Below are 22,871 nucleotides of genomic sequence, written 5' to 3'. Positions count from 1 at the left end.
AAGGTCATGACTGCTAGAAAATTGTCTTTTCTTGATCGTAATTTAACCTTGTGGATTTTCATTGCCATGGCTTTGGGCGTGGCCATTGGCGTGTATTTGCCGCAAGCATCGTCTGCTTTGGATCAAATGAGCGTGGGATCGGTAAATTTACCCATCGCATTCGGCCTGATTTTAATGATGTATCCACCTTTGGCCAAGGTGGATTATGCCACTTTGCCACAAGTGTTTCAGGATAAACGCACTTTGGTTTTATCTTTGGTACAAAACTGGCTGATTGCACCATGCTTGATGTTTGGGCTTGCGATTATCTTTCTGCAAAATTATCCGGAATACATGACCGGTCTGATTTTGATTGGCTTGGCACGTTGTATTGCTATGGTTTTGGTCTGGAATAACCTCGCCTGTGGTGACAACCAATATGTCGCTGCATTGGTGGCATTTAACAGCATCTTCCAGATTCTGTTCTTTAGTACCTACGCATGGCTGTTTTTAAGTTACTTGCCGCCATATTTTGGTGTGGCAGGGCAAGTGATTGATGTCAGTTTCTGGACCATTAGCCAGGCGGTGCTGATCTATTTGGGCATTCCATTTTTGTTGGGCTTCCTAACTCGATTATTTCTGATTAAATACAAAGGGTTGCTGTGGTATCAAAGCCATTTTATTCCCAAGATTAGTCCCTTAAGTCTACTTGCCTTGCTATTCACCATTGTGGCGATGTTTAGCCTGAAAGGTGCAGATGTGGTCAGTTTACCCTTGGATGTTTTACGCATCGCCATTCCATTGACCATTTACTTTGTGCTGATGTTCTTTATCAGTTTCTTTATGAGCAAATGGATGGGTAATGACTATGCAAGAACCACCGCCATTTCCTTTACTGCTGCAGGCAATAACTTTGAACTGGCTTTAGCCGTTGCCATTGCCACATTCGGATTGGCTTCGCCTGTAGCATTTACCACCATTATTGGTCCATTGGTGGAAGTACCTGTACTGATTGCTTTAGTCAGTGTTTCACTTTGGCTGCGTAAAAAGTTTTATGGCAATGAGACCCGTATTGCTGATTAATTGGCAATGAATGAAAGAAATTCTTGTTTAAATCTTCTTAATCCTTTCTAACAACAGCGGGGGATTAAGAAGAATGTTCATAGAATAAATGTGAGCTTAAAATGTCATTACCCAATATTGATTTAAACCTGCTTGAAACTCCGGCTCTAGAGCAGGTACAGGCTAAAGCACTTGATCATCCACCACGAATTTTATTGCTTTATGGTTCAAACCGGGAACGATCTTATAGTCGTTTAGCCGTAATGGAAGCTGGGCGCATCCTTGAGCATTTTGGAGCCGAGGTGAAAATCTTCCATCCTAAAGGTTTGCCTTTGCCTGAAGATGCTGAAAGCACACATCCTAAAGTGCAGGAATTGCATGCCTTGCTGGCGTGGGCGGAAGGTATGGTCTGGTGTTCTCCAGAGCGTCATGGTTCGATGAGTTCAATCTTTAAGGCACAAATTGACTGGATTCCACTGGCGGCAGGAGCCATTCGTGCCACTCAAGGCAAAACCTTGGCCCTGATGCAGGTCTGTGGTGGATCGCAATCATTCAATGCTTTAAATCAAATGCGGGTTTTAGGACGCTGGATGCGGATGATCACCATTCCGAATCAATCCTCCATTCCTAAAGCATTTTTAGAGTTTGAGGAAGATGGGCGAATGAAAGCATCTTCATATTACGACCGAATTGTCGATGTGATGGAAGAGCTGTATAAATTTACCTTGCTCACTCGTGGACAGGCAGGCTACTTAACCGATCGTTATTCAGAACGTAAAGAATCTGCGGCTGAACTTTCAAAACGGGTGAATCAGAAGTCCATCTGATTCATTCAGCAGATTCCAGCCGTTTTAAAATCTCGCAATGATCAATGGTGGTTTGGGTAGCGCAAGATTGTTTGAGTTGTTGTAGTTGCAGCTGAAACTTTTGCAATTCGGAAATTTTGCGCTCAATATGGCTTAAATGTTCATCAATAACGTTGTTCACTGCACAACAGTCTTGCTCAGGTTTTTGTTCAAGTTCAATCAATAACTCAATTTCCTTGAGTGACATATCCAGTGCACGACAACGCTTGATAAAAATCAGTCGTTTCAGCGTTTCATCATTATAATAACGATAATTATTGACTGCCCGAAAACTCGGCTGGATCAGCTGCTTTTTTTCATAAAAACGGATCGTGTCAGTGCTGAGCTGTGTCTTATTGGCCAAATCTTTAATTAAATAATTTTTCTCTGATTTCATGGTATGGCTTGACCTTGGAGTTAGTCCATAGTTTTGAATAAGAATAATACACCTGATGTGGAAAGTAACGGAGAAAAACATGGCTTGCTGTTGCACACCTGAACCGCCAAAAATGAACAGTAAATTTCGTACCGCCTTGTGGATTGCATTGATTATTAATGCAGTGATGTTTTTGGTTGAACTGATTGGCGGAGCTTATGCACATTCATCGGCACTGTGGGCGGACTCCTTAGATTTCTTTGGCGATGCGGTGAACTATGCTATTTCACTTGCCGTATTGGGTATGAGTTTATATTGGAGAGCAACAGTCGCTTTGCTAAAAGGCATCACGATGGCTGTGTTCGGTTTTGTGGTGATGGGAAAAGTGATTTATGCCTATATGCAAGGGATTCCGCCTGAAGCAATTACCATGGGACTTATTGGCGTGTTGGCTTTAATTGCGAATGTGGTTTCAGCTGCCTTTTTATATGCATTTAGAGATGGCGATTCCAATATGCAGTCGGTCTGGTTGTGTAGCCGTAATGACGCGATTGGTAATGTCGCAGTGATTTTGGCTGCGGTAGGTGTATTCGGTACGGGCAGCATGTTGCCCGACATTATCGTGGCACTCATTATGTCAGTACTCGGTTTAACCGCAGGCTATCGGGTGATTCAAAGAGCTTTGCAGGAACGGAAGCAAAATAAAATTAAAATAATTGGAGAAAATATTTAAAATATATCCTTGAATTTAAAAAAGGTATCCCAATATAAGCTAGCAGATCTATTCATGCTCTTTCGAGCATAAAATCGCACCTAGAGGGCGAGGACGCAGAAGTGTGTTCTTGGCACTTGGCAATTGCAACCGACAAGGTTTCATCGTTGAGTAAGACCACTAGGAAGCGATCTGATGCTACTCTAAAACTATGTGACCATGACCTTGCAAGAGCGTAGTAAGACGAGAATGAAATTTGAACAATTTTGTGAACAAGAATTTGATAATATTTTGGATAGCTTTAAAACAAAAATAGTAAAAAGAAAAGCTTCTTGTAAATATCACTCAGAATATCAAACAGTTGAAAGCTTTTATAATGAAAAAAGATCAAAATAAATTAATTCTTATAAATGCTATCCGAGTAAATAATTTTAAATTCGATCCTCTGACACCTATATTTATTCCCAAAAATAGCTTTGGCGATTATCGGATGGTTTGTGTGCCATCAGTTAAAGATAGACTTATTCAATTACTTTTCATCAAATATCTAGAAGAAATACATCCTTTAAAATTTAAAAAATTTTCAACTAATGATTTTGCTTTAAAAGGTAATGGCGGTGTAAAAGCTGCACATGATAAATTATCAAAATTCAGAAAATTATATAAATTTGCTCTAAAAACAGATATTTCTTCATTTTTTGATGAATTAGATAGAAAAAAAGTTGTTGAATTATTTAAAGACAAAATTGATATTCCTGATTTAGATAAAATTTTTAATGAAATCATTAATGCAGATCCTAATTTTAAATTACTTCAAGCTACATCTGCCGAAGAGTTTAATAAGTTTTCGAGTATTATTAAAAAAAAGAGAGGTAGGGGAATTCGTCAAGGAATGCCTATAGCTTCGTTGTTAGCTTCATTTTATCTTCAGGATTTTGAAACAGTACTCGAAAATAATAGTATTAAATTTATAAGATATGCAGATGATTTGGTTGTTTTTGGTAATACTGAAAAAGAAATCGAAGATCTTTTTATTTTAATAAAAAATGAATTATCCAAAGTGAAATTAACTATCCCTGAAATTGGTATAGGTAAAACAGAAACTTATAATCAAAATCAAACTTTATTGTTCTTAGGTCTTGAATTGAGGAGGGTATCTAAAGAGTTTAAATTGTTTATTCCTAAAAAATCATTTCAAGATTTAAATACTAAGGTTATTCAATTTCAAGGCTACAGAAAGAATATCAAGGGCGGATTAAACTTTTATAAAACTTGTCAGAAATTGGATTTAATTTGTAATGGTTATTTGGCATGTTATGAACACGCGTCAAATTTAGTGGAATTTAAAAATTTTATACAAGATAAAAAGGTCTTTGTATATAAAAGGCTACTTGCCCCGATTGGGGTGGATTATGCAAGTTTAACAACTGAAAAGAAAAAGTATTTTTTTAATGAATAAAAAACCGAGGACTCAGCCTCGGTTTTTTTAATAATTAAGAATCTTATTTTTCAACGAATGCACGTTCAATTACGTAGTCGCCAAGAACACCCATTTTAGGAGATTCTTTAAGACCATGCTGATCAAGAAGAGCAACAACATCATCTAGGAATGCCGGGCTACCACACAACATTGCGCGGTCTGTTTCTGGGTTAAAACGTGGTAAACCGATTTTCTCGAAAAGAGCGCCCGTTTCAATCGCAGTCGTTACACGACCTTGAGTGTGGAAATCTTCACGCGTAACGGTTGGGTAGTACACTAATTTTTCTTTCGCGCCCAATTCTGAGAAGAATTCGTGGTTTGGAATTTCATTCAAGATCAAATCTTGATATGCCAATTCAGACACAAAGCGTGTACCGTGAACCACAATAATTTTTTCAAAACGTTCATACGTTTCAGGATCACGAATCGTAGAAAGGAAAGGAGCAAGACCCGTACCTGAAGAAAGAAGGTACAAGTTTTTACCTGGGTTTAAGTCGTCAAGGACCAAAGTTCCTGTCGGTTTACGTGATATCAAAATATCATCGCCAACTTTTACTTTTTGCAAAATAGAAGTTAAAGGACCATCTGGCACTTTAATAGAGAAAAACTCTAACTCTTCTTCATAGTTAGCGCTAGCAATAGAATAAGCACGCATTAAAGGCTTACCGTTTACTTCCAGTCCAATCATCACAAATTGACCATTTTTAAAACGTAGCGCAGTGTCGCGAGTGGTTTTAAAACTGAATAATGTGTCATTCCAGTGGTGTACGTGAGTAATCTTTTCGACGTTGAAAGCAGCCATTAAAGGTCTCAATAAATTATCAAATTAGAACAGCTTACTATTCTAATCTAAAAACATTCTCGATAAACTGAATATATTTAATTGAACTTATCAGAAAAATTGATTATGACTGAGCTTAAAGTGCCAATAATCGGGTATATGAATTCTCCTTACCGTGAAAAATTTGGCATCCCGCGACAACCGAATCTGGTTCAGGTCGAATCGTATATTGAAATGCTGGAGCCTTATAATGATTTATTGGCATTTGAAGGGATTGAGGAATTTAGTCACTTGTGGCTGATCTGGCAGTTCCATGACAATAAAAATCAACAAGATAACCCAAAATTTCGCCCACAAGTCCGTCCACCGCGTTTAGGTGGAAATAAGAAAATAGGCGTGTTTGCGACACGCAGTATGTATCGTCCAAGCCCGCTGGGTTTATCTGTGGTTCAGCTGAAAGAAGTGAAAAAAGTCGGTAAGTCGGTTCGGGTTTATGTCACAGGCAGTGATCTTCTAAATGGCACACCCATTATAGATATTAAGCCTTATATTCAATATTCAGATGCCGTGATGGATGCACAAAGTGGTTATGCTCAGGATGAACCTGAACGAATGGCGGTTATTTGGACAGAAGCGGCAGAACAGCAAAAGCAAAATTTAATCAAAAATCAAAACTTGGATAGTCGAATTGTGAGTGAATTGGAACAGGTTCTAGCGCTTGATCCAAGACCGGCTTATCAGGATGATGCAGAGCGGATTTATAAAATGAATTTCGCCCATTTTGATGTCAGCTTTAGGGTGGGATTGGCTTTTGTTACTGTGACAGAAATTATTGAACTTTCAGCTTAGCGCTGCACCATCCACCAAAGTACAGCAATTAAAATGGCCATATGTAGAATTTGCACAGGTGCAAAATAAAGGGCAAATTTTAATCCACCGCTGATGGCTGCATTAATGGATTTAGAAACAGCATGTGCAGCCAAGCCTATAATGAGGGCATACAGTAAGCTGGTATTTGAGGGGTCCCCCTGAACCACCACCGTAGCCATAGCGGCATGAATTTCAAACAGTGACGCTAAAAAGGTACCTGCAATCAACCCGGCATCACCTAATAAACGTTCCAGTCCATAAACACCTGCCTGAATCAGGGTTAAGGAAACGGCAATGATGGCTGCTTCTTTTAGGCTAAACATACGGCTATCTTCTGGTTGTGTTTCTTCAACCGGTTGTGCCTTGGCTAAAAGCCAATAAGCACAAAGCGCTAAAATAGCGATGGCAATCAGGGAAGGGACAATCAGCAGTTTTAGCCATACCAAAGACACCCCACCGATCACAATGAATAACAATACCAACGTTGAAATACAGGACATAAGTGCTGCACCGGCATTTGATCGAGCATCAGCTTCTCCACTACGGACTTGCATGCCTAAATGTGCAATCATTGCGGTACTGGAAACAAATCCAGATGCAATTGAAGAAAGAACCAGGGCTTTTTTTGTTGAAAGTAAGCGCTTGGCAATATGTGCCAAGGCTTGAACCACAAGAATTAAAGTCAGCAGTTTTAAAATAATATGCGGATTGAGCACTGCGCCCCATAAAGGTGTATTGGGGGTGAGCGGTAGACCGACTAGAATCAATGCTAGTAAAAATAAACCATCTTTAAATTCAGCTTCGGTGATCCATTTTCCGGCAAAACCATGTATCGAATGTTTCATCATGAGAATGACGGTCAGGACGACGGATAAGCTTGCTGCCAGTGTCACATTCCAGATACACAATGCTCCAATGAAATAAGTCATCACGAATGCCAGTTCAGTGGTCACACCCGGGTCTTTGAGCTGGTTTTTAAGCGAAAAAATACTGATCACAGCGACACTGATTGCGCCCACAACACCAAAAATAGGCCCAAAGATAAAGCAGAGTGCACCGAGTAATGCACAGATCACAAATGAGCGAACTCCGGCAAAACTGTGCTGATTTTCACGTTGCTTGCTGCGTTCACGTTCCAAACCAATCAGCAAACCACAGCCTAAGGCTGCTGCCATCATCATCAGCAACTCTTGAAACGATGTCTTTTGCAGGGACAGATTCAGCATATTATTCACAAGGCTCATCCAATCGCTTGGGTAGGGGAAAGAGTGCCGCATATTTGAGCAGCACATTTAGCATTATTTGCTATAAATGAGTGAAAGTAAAAGCGTAATCGTTTTCAAAAAAGTTACAGCTTGCATTTGAAAGACCGATGAGAAAAGGATCATTTTAGTAACTGGCACTGATGCTTTTTTCTAAAGCTGATTGAAGTCAGATGAAATTTAGTTTGCTATAGTGTGCTTAGGTTTTGGGGCTTAGAACAATGAATTTTAATTTTGAAATGGACACGGCTTGGTGTCTGGAACAACTACAAAAAGATGGACGTATTACCGAGCGTAACAAGCTGATGATACAAACCACACACCGCCAACGCGAACAGCTGAAATGGCATCCATTGCAGTGGATTGCACATTTTAATCTGGTCGATCTATCCCATCCACAATCTACATTGACCTTGAACCGTTTATGTCAATGGATTGCAGAAAAAGCCAAGATCCCGTTTTATATTATTGATCCCTTGAAGGCTGATGTCGGTGCTTTAACCAATATCATGTCGCAAGAATTTGCACTTCGAAATAAAATTTTGGCGGTTGAAATTCAGCCAGATAAAGTCCTGATTGCAACGGATCAGCCTTTTAAAACTGAATGGGTTGCAAATCTGGAACATACGCTGGCACCGAAAAAAATCCAGCGTGTGCTATTAAGCCCAGATCAATTACAGCGCTATTTGGTGGAATATTATCAGGTGAGTCGTGCGGTTAACTCATCACAAAAATCCAGCGCTTATGATCGTGACAACAAAGGCGTAGAAGCGCTTTTACAATTGGGCGATACGCAAAACCCAGATGCCAATGATCAGCACATTGTAAAACTTGTAGACTGGGTTTTACAGTTCGCTTTTGAGCAAGGGGCCAGTGATATTCATCTCGAACCGCGTAAAGACACAGGTAAGGTACGTTTTCGAATTGATGGGGTGTTGCATACCATTTATAAAATGCCGGCCAATACCCTAACCGCGGTGATTTCGCGAATTAAAATTTTAGGTCGCATGAATGTTGCGGAAAAACGCAAACCGCAAGATGGCCGTTTAAAAACCCGTACCCCAAAAGGACAGGAAACCGAGCTGCGTTTATCGACTTTGCCGACGGCTTTTGGCGAAAAACTGGTGATGCGTATTTTTGACCCAGAAGTGCTGGTACGCAGTTTTCAGCAACTGGGTTTTGAAGGTGGTTTACTCAAGGACTGGCAGGCTTTAACGGCGCATAGTCACGGGATTATCTTGGTGACTGGCCCGACCGGTTCGGGGAAAACCACGACACTATATTCTTCACTGAAACAGCTGGCCACAGAAGAAGTCAATGTCTGTACCATTGAAGATCCTATTGAAATGCTTGAACCAAGTTTTAACCAGATGCAGGTCAATCAAGGGATTGATTTAGGTTTTGCCGATGGAGTTCGTGCTTTAATGCGTCAGGATCCAGACATTATTATGGTCGGTGAGATTCGTGATCATGATACTGCCAATATGGCGATTCAGGCTGCATTAACCGGGCACTTGGTGTTATCCACTTTACATACCAATGATGCACCCTCAAGTTTGACCCGTTTACATGATTTGGGCGTGCAGCCATTTTTAACGGCCGCGACCATTTTAGGGGTGTTGGCACAGCGTCTGGTACGAAAACTTTGCCCGCATTGTAAAACAGAGACTTTTATTAACGAACAAGAATGGAAGCATTTGACCTACGACTTTAATATTGCGATGCCAGACTTTGTGTTTCAGGCAGTGGGCTGTGAAGAGTGTCGGCATACTGGTTATAAAGGACGTGTCGGCATTTATGAATTTATGCCTTTAAGTTTAGAGACCAAACAACTGATTAGTGCTAATGCCAATCTAAATGAATTGCGTCAACAATCCAAAAAAGAGGGTGTTGAACCGCTGCGTATTGCCGGGGCACGTAAAGTTCTGGACGGACTGACCACTTTGGAAGAAGTCTTAAGGGTGGTTCCCTTGAATTAAGGAATTTTTTGAAAATGATTTTTTGAAAATGAAGTAATCTTAAGATTCACCTCATCTTGATTTGTTTTAATAGCTTTATCGAAATGATCAACAAAAAGATGAGGGTTTCAAAATGAACATGATCTCAAAAGCAGCTTTAATTACCGGTTTGATCGGTGCAACAACATTTGCCGTCGCAAATACTGCCGTGAATCAAACTGCGATTGCACCTACAGCCACTACTACGGTTAAACAGGCTTTAAGCTTAAAAGATGACACTAAAGTACAGCTCAAAGGTTATGTGGTGAAAGCGGTCGGTGATGAAAAATACCAGTTCCGTGATAACACCGGCACGATTACAGTCGATATTGATGATGAGTTATGGAAGGGTAAACCTATAAATGCCAAAACTCCACTTATCCTGATTGGTGAAGTCGATATTGATTACAAACCTGCAAAACGTGTTGAAATTGATGTGGATGCGGTTCAATTTTAAAATAATTGAGCGGTTGAAATAAAGCGATCAGTGGCTGAAATAGCCTTTTACCAAGACCACATGAATGATTCCATGTGGTCTTTTTGATTTAAGCTCTTTTTTAAAACATGCTATGTTAAAAGCCAATCATGCCAAATACTTGAGAACAACATATGCGAATCTTACTGGCAGAAGATGATGCTTCCCAAGCAGAAAGCATCAAAACATGGTTGGAAATGGATGGTTATAATATTGACTGGGTCGAGCGTGGCGATCATGCCATTTTAGCCATTGAGCAGCATCAGTATGATTGTGTCTTGCTCGATCGCGGGCTACCCAAAGCCACTGGAGACAAGATTCTTAAAACGTTAAGAGCACAGCAGCAACAAACACCTGTGATTTTTATTACCGCGCGCGACAGTATTCAGGATCGTGTCGAAGGTTTGGATTTAGGCGCTAATGATTATCTGGTCAAACCTTTTAGTCTGGAAGAACTTTCCGCACGTGTACGTTCGCAATTAAGACAGCATCAAAGCAGTGCCGGACAAGATTTACGTTATGCAAATCTGGTTTTAGATCCGCAAGCCAAAACCCTGATTCAAGAGGGTCAAAGCGTGAATTTAACGGCCAAGGAATTTCAGATTTTGCATAAACTGATGCAAAAGCCGGAACATGTCATGACGCGTGAGCAACTGGAAGAGTCTCTCTATGCCTGGGGCGATGAAATAGAAAGTAATGCGATAGAAGTGTTTATCTATCAATTACGTAAAAAAATAGGCAGCCAATATATCAAAACCATTCGTGGTTTGGGCTATCGCATGAGTCAGGATTAATATGTCACAAGCCGTGTCGCTACAAAGCAAACTGATCAAGACATCATTACTGAGTTCAATAGTAGCTGGGGTAGTGGCATTGCTACTTTTTGTGGCGATTTCCCTGTATCAGACCATGCAAGTGCAAGATCAACTCATGGATGAAATTGCCGACATGCTGTTGATTTCGGATGTCACCGTCAGTTCAGGACAACAGGTGGATGAACTCAGCGATGAATTTGATATTCAATACCAACTCAAAGATCAGCAACAGGTGCTCACTCAATCAAAGAATTTCCAAATCGACAATCCATCTTCAAAGCTCAAAAATAATGTATCGGAAGGCTACGATTTTATTTGGCAGGAGCAGCAATTGTGGCGCATGTACACGGCTGAAGATAGCGAACTGAATATGTCAGTGTTGGTGTTACAACCGGTTGGAGAGCGCTTTAAAGATTTGATTCAAAATGTCATGGGTTATGGCCTGATTTTAGTCTTGCTCTGGTTCATCCAGTGGCTGATTTTACATTTTGCGGTAAAACGCCAATTCAAAGTGATTCACCAATTGTCCAAAGAAATTTCAGGAAAAAATGCCAATGATCTCGCTCCGATTCAGCAGCAAGTACCTGAGTTAAAAGAATTACAGCCGATGGTGTGGCAATTGAATCAACTCTTACAACGGCTCAAACAATCCTTAGTGGCAGAGCAGCGCTTTACCGCCGATGCCTCGCATGAGTTACGTTCACCGTTATCTGCCATTCAAATGCGCTTACAGGTACTGAAACGTAAATATCCAGATTTAGCACAGGACCTGGTCAGCATCCAAAATGATGTCAGCCGTGGAACACAAGTTTTAGAAAACCTGCTTTTACTTGCACGTTTAGATCCGACCAATACCAGTCAATTGCCTAAAACTGAAATAGATGTGCAACTTGTAGTGATGGATGTCATTCAAGCCTTGCAACCTTTTGCGCTTGAGAAAAATATTCAGATCCAGACCCAACTTTCGCCTCATCTTTATATTGTGGCTAATGAAAAACTGATTTTCAGTTGTCTACGCAATCTGGTGGACAATTCCATTCGCTATGCAGAGCAGGGTGGGCATGTATTTATTGATGTACAACAAAAGCAGCAATACATCATTATCAGCATTGAAGATGATGGGCAGGGCGTTACAGATGAAGTGCTACAAAGACTGGGTGAGCGCTTTTACCGCGCTTTGGGAACCAAAACTCAGGGTTCAGGTTTGGGGCTTTCGATCTGTCAAAAAATCATTGAATTGCATGCAGGGGAAATTCATTTTTCTCAATCCAATCATGGTGGATTAAAAGTCAAGCTGCAATTTCCATTTCATTTGCATCGCTAAAAAGCAGTATGTTTGCGCACATACTGCTTGTTTCCACGAATATTATTATTGGCTTGTGACTATATTTGGTCAGAATCAGTTTTATTTGGTCAGAATCAGTCGATTGTTACGGGTTAAACGTAAACGATATTCTTCGCCGGCATGCATGATTCGAATTTCTCGGCCCAAAGAAAATAGATTGTTCGAGTGCAACATCGGTAGTGAGTGTGCGACATCATTATTACGTGTAAATAGGCTAAATGGTGCGTTCATTCCTTCGGTTCCGTGGTATATAGTGAATGATTTAAATGATAATCATTATCGAATAGACCTGTCAATGAATTATTTAAGATTTCATAAAAAACTTAAATTTGCTTACACTCTGTAATATTTTCACGCAAAAACATTTTTACGTAAAGGAGTACGGCATGTCGAAACCCACGATTCACGTTGCAATTGCAATCTTGTTGCATCAAGACAAGGTACTTGTTGGATGGCGTGAAGCAAAACAGCACCAGGGAAATAAGCATGAATTTCCAGGAGGAAAAGTTGAAGAAGGTGAAAGCCCTTTAGCCGCCTGTCGCCGTGAAGTTTATGAAGAAGTGGGGATTGGTTTGCAGGGCTGGCATGCTTTTGATGTGATTCGCCATGAATATGACGATGTGATCGTCAACTTGCATTTATTTCATGCCATTGTACCGAGCGCTTTGCTGAATGAAATTCAACAGCCATGGAGATGGTATAGCCGTGATGAATTGCTCAGTTTAAATTTCCCCAAAGCCAATCAGGCTATGATCAAGCGCCTGCATTGGGCGCATCAGATTAAAATTTCAGATGGGTTAAATGCATTAGACGCATTAAAACTGGATCAGCTGATGTATTGGCGTGTTGAGGGGACTCAAGCTCAAATTATTGAAATTTCAGGATTAAGTGTTGAGCAGTTATCCAAGCTGATTGTGAATACTGAGCTTTACCAGCAGTTAAATTCAATTCAGCAACAGGCCATTTCAGCCATTCACTTAAAGCAGTCGCAAGTCATGGCTTTAATGCAAGGCGATTTAATCATGGGCAAACGCTATATTGCTGCCTGTCATGATTTAGTCTCGATGAAACAGGCAGAAAAAATAGGTTGTGATGCCATTCTATTGAGTCCGGTGCTGGCTACAGAAACGCATCCAGAAGCTCGGGCATTGGGGTGGGAACAGTTTAAAAATTTAGCTGCACAAGTCGAAATTCCTGTTTTTGCTTTAGGTGGCATGCAAGCCGGTGATTTGATGACGGCTCAGCAGCAGGGTGCTTATGGAATTGCAGGGATTCGATTTTTATAAAAAATAGAATAAAAGAATGTATTAAGCTCTGAATTGTTCATCTTAATACATCCAGAATTTTATAAGGCTTTCAGGGCTTTTTGCGCTTGCTGAATGGTTTTCTGATCTTTCTGCTGTTGTGCAGCTTTTAAAATGACCAGCCAAAGCTGCTTTTTCATGGCATTGCTTTGCGCATAACTCAGTCCACGTTGGGCTAAAGCTTCCGCATTTGCAGGCTTATTTTTTTTATTGGCCACCAAAGCCAAATACAAAAAAGTCTCGGCAGATTGGGGTGCCAAGCGCTGGGCCTGAAGTGCAGCCGCTTCAGCCTGATTCCATTGCCCCTGTTTATAGGCCAGTTGTGTTTGTTGCATCAATTTTTTAAATGCGGGAAGTTTACGACCATCATCAAATTGCTGTGTTCTTTTTTGCTCAGGAACAATCACCTGCATTTTTTTACGCTGGATTTCTTCGCGCTCATAAGGGGTAATGACCACACCAGAAGGCGTTTTAATTTCCTTTTTTTCAGAAGGTGCAGGTTTTGCCGGTTGCTTGGTCTCAGGAGCTGGCAGGCTTTGACAGCCCACCAAAGCGATTAGGCCTAAACCGGTCAGCGCCTGCTTATACATGTTGAATCGAACCTTCATTATGAATTGTCACCCTTAATTATTATAGCTACCGCTTGAAATGATCTGACTGTTATTAGATAAGTCACGTTGCATTTCAGTTTCACTTTCACGAATATAGTTTTCGATATTATCGTTTTCTACAGGTGCGGCCTGATTGTTTTCAGTGTCAGAATTGTAAACTGGCTCGACCTGATAATGCGGTAAACCACATGCGGTTGCCTGGCGTGGCACATTACTGCGCAGGATCGGAATGTACATGGCGCCTTCACAACCTTGGGCAGATAAATAGCCGCTCGCGCGATCAATCCAATGCCATTGTACATTTTCAGTTTGGCGTAAGTTCACAGGTTTTTGACGCAGCTGCTTCATCACATTGGTCCAAACAGGAAGGGCACCTGAAGAACCGGTTAAGCCAGTGACTTTATTGTCATCCAGACCCAGCCACACCACACTTAAATAATTACCCGAATAACCTGCAAACCATGAGTCACGCGTATCATTGGTGGTACCAGATTTCCCTGCCAGATTTAAATCGGTGGGCAAGGCGCTATAAGCCGAACGACCTGTACCAGAACTCATCACTTGTTGTAAGCCATAATTCAGAATATAAGCGGCAGAAGGATCAATGGTTTTTTGAACGGTCAGACCATAACGATCCAGTAAACGTCCGTTTGCATCCACCACAGAACGAATGGATTTGATTGGGTATTTAAATCCGCCCGTTGCAAAGTTGCTGTAAATGCTCATCACTTCCATAGGCGACATATCAATTGCACCGAGGAAGATAGATGGATAAGTGGGAATATCTGAAGTCACGCCAAATTTTTTCAGATGATTGCTAAACGTTGAAATTCCGAATTCCTGACCTAAACGGACTGCTGAAAGGTTGTAGGAATTTGCCAAAGCTTCGGCCATTGGTATGACACCATGATCACCGCCACTATAGTTTTTAGGCGTCCAGGTTTTTCCTTCACTGGCAATATTGAGGGCGCTGTCTTCAATTGGACTTGCCCAGTTGTAACGTCCCGATTCAATGGCACTTAAATAGATAACCGGTTTGAGTAAAGAGCCCACTTGACGTTTGGCATCTAAAGCACGGTTAAAGCCGGTAAAGTCTTGTGTAGAACCCACCGCTGCAACCAGTTCGCCATTTTCAGGATGAGAAATTAAAACTGCACCTTGCAAGTCTTTTAAACGTTTAGGATTGGCATTGGCTAAACCGGAAACAGACGCCTTAAATGCCTCTTGAACCTTGGTTTGTGCAATGGGATCAAGGGTGGTGAAAATTCTTAAGCCTTGATTGGTCAAATCACCTTCTTGATATTCAGTCCGCAATTGTCGACGGACAATGTCCAGGAAATCAGGGAAGCGGGCAGGACCCAAAGTCGGTTTTGCAATCACATTGAGTGATCGTGCCACTTCTTGCTCAAACTGTTCCTGAGTCAGATAACCCATCACCAGCATATTGTTCAGGACAATGTCACGACGTCTTCTTGCACCTTCGGGATTTCTCCAGGGATTGAACAGCGTTGGTCCTTGAACTAAACCGACCAGATACGCTTGTTGAGCTGTATTCAATTCTCTGAGCGGTAAACCAAAGTAAAACTGTGAAGCGAGACCGTAACCATTAATTGAATAACTGCCATTTTGACCCAGGTTCACTTCATTTAAATAAGCTTCCAAAATTTCATCTTTATCATAATGCAGCTCAATTAACAGCGCCATCAAGGCTTCATTGACCTTACGTTTTAAGGTTTTTTCTGGACTTAAATAGAAGTTTTTCACCAATTGCTGGGTCAGGGTTGAACCCCCTTGACGCTTGCCACCCGTGACATTACTCACTAATGCACGTGCTGTACCGCGAACTGAGACCCCATGATGATGATAGAAGTTACGGTCTTCTGTCGCAATGAGCGCTTCAATTAAAGGTTTAGGCACTTTATCCAGTTTAATCAGGACACGGTCTTCATTGTGCTGCGGGTAAATGCCGCCAATCAATAAAGGCTCTAAACGAGCGATCCCGGTAGAGGATGGTTTGGTCGCACTGACTTCACCCACCTGATTATTGTTAAAAGTGACTTTTAAAACCTGTTCAGGTTCTGCGCTATCGCCAAAGTCGAAACCACGGGTATGCACATACAGTGCATCACCTGAGCTAACGTAACTTCCTGATTTGGTGTAGCTATCAGAATTTTTATAGCCGAGTAACTTCAGCTCTTGAGTAAAGTCTGATTGATTGACCGGGGCATTGGTATAGATTTCTAAAGGACGGGCAAATACTTTTGCCGGAATATCCCAGCGCTGTCCTTCAAACTTGTCCCGCACAATATTATCCATTCGTATTAAATAGATGCTAAAAGCCAAGAAAGCAGCAATGACTAATATTGAAAAAATAAGCGCTAGTAAACCAATCCCACGTTCAGACTTCATCAATTAATATAAGATCCTGATAAATTGTGCTAATCATGCGAAGCTTTTCGTTTTTTTGCAATAATTAATCTGTGAATGAAGATAAAATAGGGTGATAAAAAACCCGCTAAACCTGTAATGAGTTATTGATTTTATAAAAGATGTTATTTTTACAGCTTGGGCTATCTTTGCAGATATTGGGCCAATTTTAAACCACCTTTCCAGAACTGAATCATTCAGCAGCGCTAAAGATCTCAAGATGCTGCCTAGAAAATGTGATTTTTATCATAACAAACCAATATTGCTCAAACTTGCAGGACTGTTTATTGTAATTCTTGTATGTAAGTAAGATAAATCATTCTTTATTAACTAATCAATTAATCTATATAGAGTGCGATATAGAACTTTAAAGTTTTTTAAAATGAATAGGGTTAATGCTATTATAGGCAGGAATCGTAGCGGAGCGATGACTCAGGTGCAAATTTCACATAAGACTTTTCGAAACATTGGATTAGTAGGACGTCCAGATAAATCCTCCGTCGTTGAAACTTTAAGTCTCATTCATGACCATCTTTTAAGTTTAGGGCTTCATCCTGTTTTTGATTCTCAAACAGCGGCGCTGGTTCCTTACCCAAATACGCAAACGGTTAGCCGTGCCTTACTGGGTGAAGTGGTGGATTTGGTCATTGTGGTAGGTGGCGATGGCTCTTTATTGCATGCCGCACGCGCACTGGTAAAACATAATACGCCTGTGATAGGCGTGAACCGGGGTCGTTTGGGCTTTTTAACCGATATTAAGCCGACCGAAGTATTATTCAAGCTCGATCAGGTGCTTAAAGGCGAGTACCAGTTGGATCGCCGTTTCTTGCTGGAAATGGAAATTCGTTCCAAAGGCGAAAGTATTTATGATGCCATTGCGCTGAATGATGTGGTTTTACATTCGGGTCGATCGGTTCATATGATTGATTTCGAAATGAATATTGATGGCCAGTATGTCTATCGCCAGCATAGTGATGGCCTCATTGTTTCTACACCTACCGGTTCTACGGCATATGCCTTATCCGGTGGTGGACCGATTGTCCATCCCGGTATGGATGCTATTTCTTTAGTGCCGATGCATCCGCATACCTTGTCTTCACGTCCTATTGTGGTCGGCGGGCATAGTGAAATCAAGATTATCATTCGTGAAAATCGCGTGTTACCGATGGTCAGTGCCGATGGTCAACATAGCGTTTCACTCAATGTTGGGGACAGTTTGCATATCCGTAAACATCCATTTAAATTGAATTTACTTCATCCACCCGGTTATGACTTCTATATGGCGTGTCGGACCAAACTTGGTTGGAATCAAGATTTTGACTCTTTACAACAGCAGGATTAAATGATGAATATTGAACAAATGCTGACCGTGCTCGATCCTGAAATTGTTTCGCGTTTAAAAACAGCAGTAGAAATTGGTAAATGGCCGAACGGTGTTGCATTAACGCGTGAACAGCGTCAGACCTGTATGCAAGCGGTATATGCCTGGGAAATGAAACATTTACCTGAAGCCGAGCGCAGCGGTTATATTGACCGAGGCACCAAAGAAGAAGATGAACATTGCGATTCGCATGTTGAAGAACCTGAATTCAAACCGATTCGTTTTGTTTAATGATGAGTTGTTTGAGTAGCTAAACTTTAAATTGAAGTTTAGCTACACGTAAAAGCCATTCGCAATTGTTCGAGGCAGGACTATATTCATATAGTCCTGTTTTTGCGAGAGATGACACTCGGTGGTATTTGCCGAGTTTTGCGAATGGAAAAAGTTTTGGTTACTTTTTAAAAAGTAACACAACGAGCTCCCGTTATTTGCTAATAAACAGTAAGACTCCGCAGAGCCTGACACTTTAAGCTATTAAACAACTTTTCGGTTTTGCCAAAGCTGTTTCGCTTTTAACATTGCCTGCTCATAAGAATCACAAGCGCCCATGGTATATAAAGCAATGCCCATGGTTTCAGTGACTGCAATTTCACCGTACTCATGACTTTGCTGACCTTCCCAGACTGCTTTAAAAACTGACAGATCCAGTTCTTCTTCAATCTGGCTACGGTTTTCAGTCAACTTTGGTAATTCGTGCTCGTATAGTTCGCCATTTTTAATACCGCAAATTAAAGTTTTAGCATCAGGGTTGCGTTCAAATTCACCACCTTCACCTTTAATGACGGCACTATTTTTATAGCCTAATTTAAAAGCCGCCTGTTGGTGCGAACCTCGATAGGCAGGATGGAAGATCGCCTGTACCGTTGCTTTGGCATTGAATGGATTGATTAAACGGGCAAGAGTGTGAATCGGTGAACGCAAGCCCATCACGTTACGCAAGGCAATCAAGTCACTTAAGATGGGTGAAATCGCTTCTAAAGGAATATAGGCAAAATTGCGTTGCTGTAATTGTTGTTCCACATCTGTGTCATTCTGGCAAATGGCATAACCCAGATATTCCAATACCTGTTCAGTATAAAGACGGTTAACGGTATGACCCGATGCGCCATGCATCACCACTTTATAACCATGCTGTGCCAAAGTCAGGGCAGCCAATAAAAACCATGGATAATGCTTACGCTTGCCTGCATAGGACGACCAATCTAAATCGACGTCCAGGTTTTTAAAATTGAGTTGATTCCGTGTGGCTTGCACAAAACCCGCCAGCTCATCTACAGATTCTTCTTTAACACGCAACAGCATTAAGAAAGCACCAAGCTGAACATCCAGCACTTCATCTTTTAAGATCATGCTAAAGGCTTGATAGGCTTCCTCATAACTGAGTGAACGCGCACCATTTTTCCCTTTACCCACAATGCGTACATATTGTGCAAAAGGATGTTCAAAATCTTTATAGATATTTCTTTTGGTTTGCATAAGTCTAACTTTATGGGCAAGTAAAATAAGTATGCAGCTATTTTATAAAGTTGACAGGAATATTGCAGCCTAATTCAAATAAAACTTCAGTGGTTGAGTTTAGACCAATGTCTAATAAGAAATTGATGATTATTTAGTCTAATTAACAAATAAGCGAGAACAAGCACTAAAAAATTAGGTAAAATTTAATCATATTAGACTTTTGTTGCATTCCAATCTCCTGATCTAGCGGTTTTGAATTTGGAAAAGTTCAGAATATCGTGATTTTTTAATCACCCTTATAATACGTATTTATTGTTCAGTATTGAATGAATTCAATGCTTTGGCGCTCTTTTGCCTGGCAAAAGGGTTTTGGGCTGTTTATTTGATGAAAATAGACAAAAACTGAATATTTCTTATTTAGAAATATATCGTGAAGTAATGTCATGGCTAAAAAACCAATTTATAAGTCACTTTATTTTCAAGTGATTGTTGCCATTATTGCGGGTATCCTCGTTGGTCATTTTTCACCAAGTGGAACGCAAATAATCAATGGTGCAGAACAGTATGTTCCGGGTTTAGGTGAACAACTTAAACCTTTAGGTGATGCTTTTATTCGTTTGATTAAAATGATCATCGCACCAGTAATCTTCTGTACAGTCGTCAGTGGTATTGCTGGTATGGAAAGCATGAAATCAGTGGGTAAAACTGGTGGTATTGCTTTACTTTACTTTGAAATTGTATCAACGATTGCCTTGCTGATCGGTTTGCTTGTCATTAATGTTGCAAAACCGGGCGTAGGCATGAATATCGATGCTGCATCTTTGGATACCTCAGGTATTTCTAAATATGTAGAATCCGGTGCATCACAATCGACGCTTGATTTCTTTATGAATATCATTCCGAATACGGTTGTGGGTGCATTCGCTGAAGGTGAAATTCTTCAAGTATTGTTATTTGCAATTCTGTTCGGTTTTGCGCTGCATAAACTGGGTGATGCAGGTAAACCGGTACTCAAATTTATCGATCAAGTTTCACACGTTTTCTTCAATATCGTAAACATGATTATGAAGTTGGCGCCGATCGGTGCGTTTGGTGCGATGGCATTTACCATCGGTAAATATGGTATTAGCAGTCTGGCGCAGTTGGGTCAATTGATCTTGTGCTTCTACGTGACATGTTTGCTGTTCATTTTCATCGTATTAGGCACAATCAGCCGTGTTTGTGGTTTTAGTATCTTAAAAATGATTCGTATGATTCGTGAAGAATTATTGATTGTTTTAGGTACATCTTCTTCAGAGTCTGTATTGCCTCGTATGTTGAAGAAACTTGAAATTGCAGGTTGTGAAAAGTCAGTGGTGGGTCTGGTAATTCCTACAGGTTATTCATTTAACCTTGATGGTACGTCTATTTACTTGACTATGGCAGCAATCTTTATTGCCCAAGCAACCAATACCCAGCTGGATATTGAGCATCAAATTACATTACTTGTGGTGTTATTGATTTCATCTAAAGGTGCAGCGGGTGTAACGGGTTCTGGTTTCATTGTGATGGCTGCGACCTTGTCAGCAGTAGGACATATTCCAGTGGCAGGTTTGGCCTTGATTCTGGGTATTGACCGTTTCATGTCTGAAGCACGTGCATTGACTAACCTGGTGGGTAACTCATTGGCGACCATCGTTGTTGCAAAATGGGTCGGTCAATTGGACACTGAACAGCTTCATCATGCGTTAAATAACCCTGAATATGTGGATGCCAAGATGCTTGAAGAAGCAGATAAACCACATAGCTAAAAGATTGGATTAAGAAAAAGGAAGCTTCGGCTTCCTTTTTTATTGACCCAAAAGTCATGAAATAACACCGCTACAGAACATGACAGATGTTTATAAAATGAATAGGATGGGGGAAGGAATAAATACAACAACTCAATACAAGGACGCTATATGTTGGCTTATGACGCTGATTTAGAACTATTTCGTGATAATTACAAACGCTTTATGAATGAGCATGTTGCACCGCATTATGAACAATGGGAGCAGCAAGGCATCATGCCTCGTTCTATCTGGAATTTGATGGGCGAAAATGGTTTCTTGTGTATCGATGTACCTGAAGAATATGGGGGTTATGGTGTTCCAACCCATTATTCATTGATGTTGGTTGAAGAATCTGCGCGTGCCGGATATAGCGCATTATCCACCGGTATTTCATGCCATTCTGAAATTGCAGCGCCGTATATTTTACACATTGGGACTGAAGAGCAAAAACAATACTGGCTACCGAAAATGGTATCGGGTGAAGTGATCGGTGCCATTGGCATGACCGAGCCGGGTGCAGGTTCTGATTTACAAGCTATGCGTACCAATGCGATTTTGCAGGGTGATCACTACATTTTAAATGGCTCAAAAACCTTTATTTCAAATGGTCAACATGCGGACTTGGTGGTATTGGCTGTAAAAACCGATCCTCAAGCACGGGCAAAAGGCGTGTCTTTGATGCTTTTGGATACACATTTAGACGGCTTTAAAAAGGGCACAAACCTCAACAAAATTGGTTTGCATTCGCAAGATACTTCAGAATTATTCTTTGATAATATCAAAGTGCCGAAGGACCAATTACTGGGTCAGGCAGGGCAAGGTTTTGCTTACTTAATGCAAGAATTACCACGTGAACGTACAGCAATTGCCTCAACTGCCATTGGTGCGATTCGTGGTTCAATTGATGTCACGGTTGCTTATGTAAAAGAGCGTCAAGCCTTTGGTCAGCCGATCAGTCAATTTCAAAATACCCGTTTTGTACTTGCACAGGCAAAAATTGATGAATTGGCAACAGCAGCATTTTATAATCAGAATGTCGAACTCTACATGCAGGGTAAACTCGATGTAGAAACAGCGGCAGCATTAAAAAGTTTCAGTACAGATATGCAAATGAAAATTGCCGATAACCTGCTACAACTGTTCGGTGGTTATGGCTATATGAGTGAATATCCAATTTCACGTTTCTTCGTGGATGCCCGTATTCAGCGTATTTACGGCGGAACCAATGAAATTATGAAAGAGATTGTTGCGCGCAGTATATTGGGACGCTAATCCATACAATAAAAAAGAGCCATCTGGCTCTTTTTTATTGACTTAATACCATCAGGCTTTCTTCAATAAAGGCGGGTAAATCATCAGGCGAACGTGAAGAAATATATAGATTATTGTCATTTACCACGCCCATATCGTAATACACTGCGCCAGCATTGATCAGATCATTGGCGAAGCTTTTAATGGTCGTCATTAACCGGCCTTGAACCACTTTTGCGGTAATCAGCAGTTGTGGATTGTGACAAATACTCATTATTGGCTTTTTTGCATGGGCAAAGTTACGTATAAAATGGATGAAACGATCATCGGCACATAGGTGGTTAGGGGAATGGCCACCGGGAATGAGCAAGGCATCAAAATCATGCACCGAAACATCATCTATACTTTGGTCGATGGTCACTGCAGATTTGCGTTTATGGCCGTAGACAATATTGCCTGCTCTATTTTCAATATTCAAAACACTATGACGTGCAGCACGAAAGGCCTGTACCGGTTCTGAGTATTCCGTATCTTCAAAATCATGAGTCACTAAAACGGCGATTCTTTTTGACATTATTATTCTCTGAATTGCTTTGTTAAAAGACTATAGAGCAAACATTACACTTTTG

22 protein-coding genes are annotated in these 22,871 nt (G+C 40.8%); 14 read left to right on the top strand and 8 right to left on the bottom strand.

Translation table 11 applies throughout. The features are described 5' to 3' along the window. Window positions 1–6: 6 nt before the first annotated feature. Together arsB and arsH are read left to right on the top strand one after the other, a co-directional pair. Window positions 7–1,062 (top strand): ACR3 family arsenite efflux transporter, encoded by a 1,056-nt coding sequence (arsB, locus tag ACU0NF_RS06175; protein ID WP_445660487.1) that lies wholly within the window; start codon window positions 7–9, stop codon window positions 1,060–1,062. 101 nt (window positions 1,063–1,163) lie between these two features. Further along, entirely contained in the window at window positions 1,164–1,868 is a 705-nt protein-coding gene (arsH, locus tag ACU0NF_RS06170) for an arsenical resistance protein ArsH (protein ID WP_445660486.1), read from the top strand. Between the two features lies 1 nt (window position 1,869). Here the strand turns inward: arsH and ACU0NF_RS06165 are convergent, their stop codons facing one another. Continuing rightward, on the bottom strand, window positions 1,870–2,283 hold the full coding sequence (locus ACU0NF_RS06165; protein WP_445660485.1) for a MerR family DNA-binding protein: 414 nt from the start codon (window positions 2,281–2,283) through the stop codon (window positions 1,870–1,872). A gap of 79 nt (window positions 2,284–2,362) precedes the next feature. Between ACU0NF_RS06165 and ACU0NF_RS06160 the strand changes: the two genes are divergently transcribed. Together ACU0NF_RS06160 and ACU0NF_RS06155 are read left to right on the top strand one after the other, a co-directional pair. Further along, window positions 2,363–2,995, top strand: a complete 633-nt coding sequence (locus ACU0NF_RS06160; RefSeq protein WP_445660484.1) for a cation transporter — start codon at window positions 2,363–2,365, stop codon at window positions 2,993–2,995. A 355-nt stretch (window positions 2,996–3,350) separates the two neighbouring features. Further along, window positions 3,351–4,433, top strand: coding sequence for a reverse transcriptase domain-containing protein (locus ACU0NF_RS06155; RefSeq protein ID WP_445660483.1), 1,083 nt, complete (start codon window positions 3,351–3,353; stop codon window positions 4,431–4,433). A 43-nt stretch (window positions 4,434–4,476) separates the two neighbouring features. On the opposite strand, the gene ACU0NF_RS06150 is transcribed toward ACU0NF_RS06155, so the two are convergent. Next, window positions 4,477–5,256 carry a ferredoxin--NADP reductase gene (locus tag ACU0NF_RS06150; RefSeq protein WP_131267450.1) on the bottom strand — a complete coding sequence of 260 codons (780 nt, stop codon included), beginning with the start codon at window positions 5,254–5,256 and terminating at the stop codon, window positions 4,477–4,479. 105 nt (window positions 5,257–5,361) lie between these two features. On the opposite strand from ACU0NF_RS06150, the gene tsaA reads away from it, so the two are divergent. Continuing rightward, entirely contained in the window at window positions 5,362–6,084 is a 723-nt protein-coding gene (gene tsaA, locus ACU0NF_RS06145; RefSeq protein ID WP_445660482.1) for a tRNA (N6-threonylcarbamoyladenosine(37)-N6)-methyltransferase TrmO, read from the top strand. Here the strand turns inward: tsaA and ACU0NF_RS06140 are convergent. Then, on the bottom strand, window positions 6,081–7,331 hold the full coding sequence (locus ACU0NF_RS06140) for an MgtC/SapB family protein (RefSeq protein WP_445660515.1): 1,251 nt from the start codon (window positions 7,329–7,331) through the stop codon (window positions 6,081–6,083). The genes tsaA and ACU0NF_RS06140 overlap by 4 nt on opposite strands. Before the next feature lie 257 nt (window positions 7,332–7,588). Between ACU0NF_RS06140 and ACU0NF_RS06135 the strand changes: the two genes are divergently transcribed. The 4 genes from ACU0NF_RS06135 to ACU0NF_RS06120 all read left to right on the top strand — a co-directional run bounded on the left by ACU0NF_RS06135 (window position 7,589) and on the right by ACU0NF_RS06120 (window position 11,978). Continuing rightward, window positions 7,589–9,346, top strand: coding sequence for a GspE/PulE family protein (locus ACU0NF_RS06135; protein ID WP_445660481.1), 1,758 nt, complete (start codon window positions 7,589–7,591; stop codon window positions 9,344–9,346). Between the two features lie 112 nt (window positions 9,347–9,458). Continuing rightward, the gene (locus ACU0NF_RS06130) at window positions 9,459–9,821 is read left to right on the top strand and encodes a NirD/YgiW/YdeI family stress tolerance protein (protein WP_445660480.1); all 363 of its coding nucleotides are present in this window, start codon (window positions 9,459–9,461) and stop codon (window positions 9,819–9,821) included. Window positions 9,822–9,973: 152 nt separating this feature from the next. Then, complete coding sequence (locus ACU0NF_RS06125; RefSeq protein ID WP_131386346.1) at window positions 9,974–10,633, top strand: response regulator transcription factor; 660 nt, start codon at window positions 9,974–9,976, stop codon at window positions 10,631–10,633. Between the two features lies 1 nt (window position 10,634). Beyond that, on the top strand, window positions 10,635–11,978 hold the full coding sequence (locus ACU0NF_RS06120; protein ID WP_445660479.1) for a sensor histidine kinase: 1,344 nt from the start codon (window positions 10,635–10,637) through the stop codon (window positions 11,976–11,978). A gap of 81 nt (window positions 11,979–12,059) precedes the next feature. Here the strand turns inward: ACU0NF_RS06120 and hemP are convergent, their stop codons facing one another. Next, window positions 12,060–12,230, bottom strand: coding sequence for a hemin uptake protein HemP (gene hemP / locus ACU0NF_RS06115; protein ID WP_081406229.1), 171 nt, complete (start codon window positions 12,228–12,230; stop codon window positions 12,060–12,062). 155 nt (window positions 12,231–12,385) lie between these two features. Between hemP and ACU0NF_RS06110 the strand changes: the two genes are divergently transcribed. Then, on the top strand, window positions 12,386–13,285 hold the full coding sequence (locus ACU0NF_RS06110; RefSeq protein WP_445660478.1) for an NUDIX domain-containing protein: 900 nt from the start codon (window positions 12,386–12,388) through the stop codon (window positions 13,283–13,285). 59 nt (window positions 13,286–13,344) lie between these two features. Here the strand turns inward: ACU0NF_RS06110 and ACU0NF_RS06105 are convergent, their stop codons facing one another. Together ACU0NF_RS06105 and mrcB are read right to left on the bottom strand one after the other, a co-directional pair. Next, window positions 13,345–13,893 (bottom strand): tetratricopeptide repeat protein, encoded by a 549-nt coding sequence (locus ACU0NF_RS06105; RefSeq protein ID WP_445660477.1) that lies wholly within the window; start codon window positions 13,891–13,893, stop codon window positions 13,345–13,347. A gap of 33 nt (window positions 13,894–13,926) precedes the next feature. After that, entirely contained in the window at window positions 13,927–16,323 is a 2,397-nt protein-coding gene (gene mrcB / locus ACU0NF_RS06100; protein ID WP_445660476.1) for a penicillin-binding protein 1B, read from the bottom strand. A 445-nt stretch (window positions 16,324–16,768) separates the two neighbouring features. Between mrcB and ACU0NF_RS06095 the strand changes: the two genes are divergently transcribed. Together ACU0NF_RS06095 and ACU0NF_RS06090 are read left to right on the top strand one after the other, a co-directional pair. Further along, on the top strand, window positions 16,769–17,683 hold the full coding sequence (locus ACU0NF_RS06095) for an NAD(+) kinase (RefSeq protein ID WP_445660475.1): 915 nt from the start codon (window positions 16,769–16,771) through the stop codon (window positions 17,681–17,683). A 3-nt stretch (window positions 17,684–17,686) separates the two neighbouring features. Beyond that, window positions 17,687–17,953 carry a YeaC family protein gene (locus tag ACU0NF_RS06090; RefSeq protein WP_131315514.1) on the top strand — a complete coding sequence of 89 codons (267 nt, stop codon included), beginning with the start codon at window positions 17,687–17,689 and terminating at the stop codon, window positions 17,951–17,953. Window positions 17,954–18,196: 243 nt separating this feature from the next. Here the strand turns inward: ACU0NF_RS06090 and ACU0NF_RS06085 are convergent, their stop codons facing one another. Next, the gene (locus tag ACU0NF_RS06085; protein ID WP_445660474.1) at window positions 18,197–19,198 is read right to left on the bottom strand and encodes a glycosyl transferase family protein; all 1,002 of its coding nucleotides are present in this window, start codon (window positions 19,196–19,198) and stop codon (window positions 18,197–18,199) included. A 425-nt stretch (window positions 19,199–19,623) separates the two neighbouring features. Here ACU0NF_RS06085 and ACU0NF_RS06080 point away from each other — a divergent pair, with 425 nt between their 5' ends. Together ACU0NF_RS06080 and ACU0NF_RS06075 are read left to right on the top strand one after the other, a co-directional pair. Continuing rightward, complete coding sequence (locus ACU0NF_RS06080) at window positions 19,624–20,970, top strand: dicarboxylate/amino acid:cation symporter (protein ID WP_284066941.1); 1,347 nt, start codon at window positions 19,624–19,626, stop codon at window positions 20,968–20,970. A gap of 150 nt (window positions 20,971–21,120) precedes the next feature. Then, on the top strand, window positions 21,121–22,263 hold the full coding sequence (locus tag ACU0NF_RS06075; protein ID WP_445660473.1) for an acyl-CoA dehydrogenase family protein: 1,143 nt from the start codon (window positions 21,121–21,123) through the stop codon (window positions 22,261–22,263). Between the two features lie 34 nt (window positions 22,264–22,297). Here the strand turns inward: ACU0NF_RS06075 and ACU0NF_RS06070 are convergent, their stop codons facing one another. Next, entirely contained in the window at window positions 22,298–22,816 is a 519-nt protein-coding gene (locus ACU0NF_RS06070; protein WP_445660472.1) for a type 1 glutamine amidotransferase domain-containing protein, read from the bottom strand. Window positions 22,817–22,871: the final 55 nt, after the last annotated feature.

This window comes from Acinetobacter sp. F16, assembly GCF_052712855.1.
Note: the sequence above shows the minus strand (reverse complement) of the source record. Positions and strands in the feature narration are given on the sequence as shown.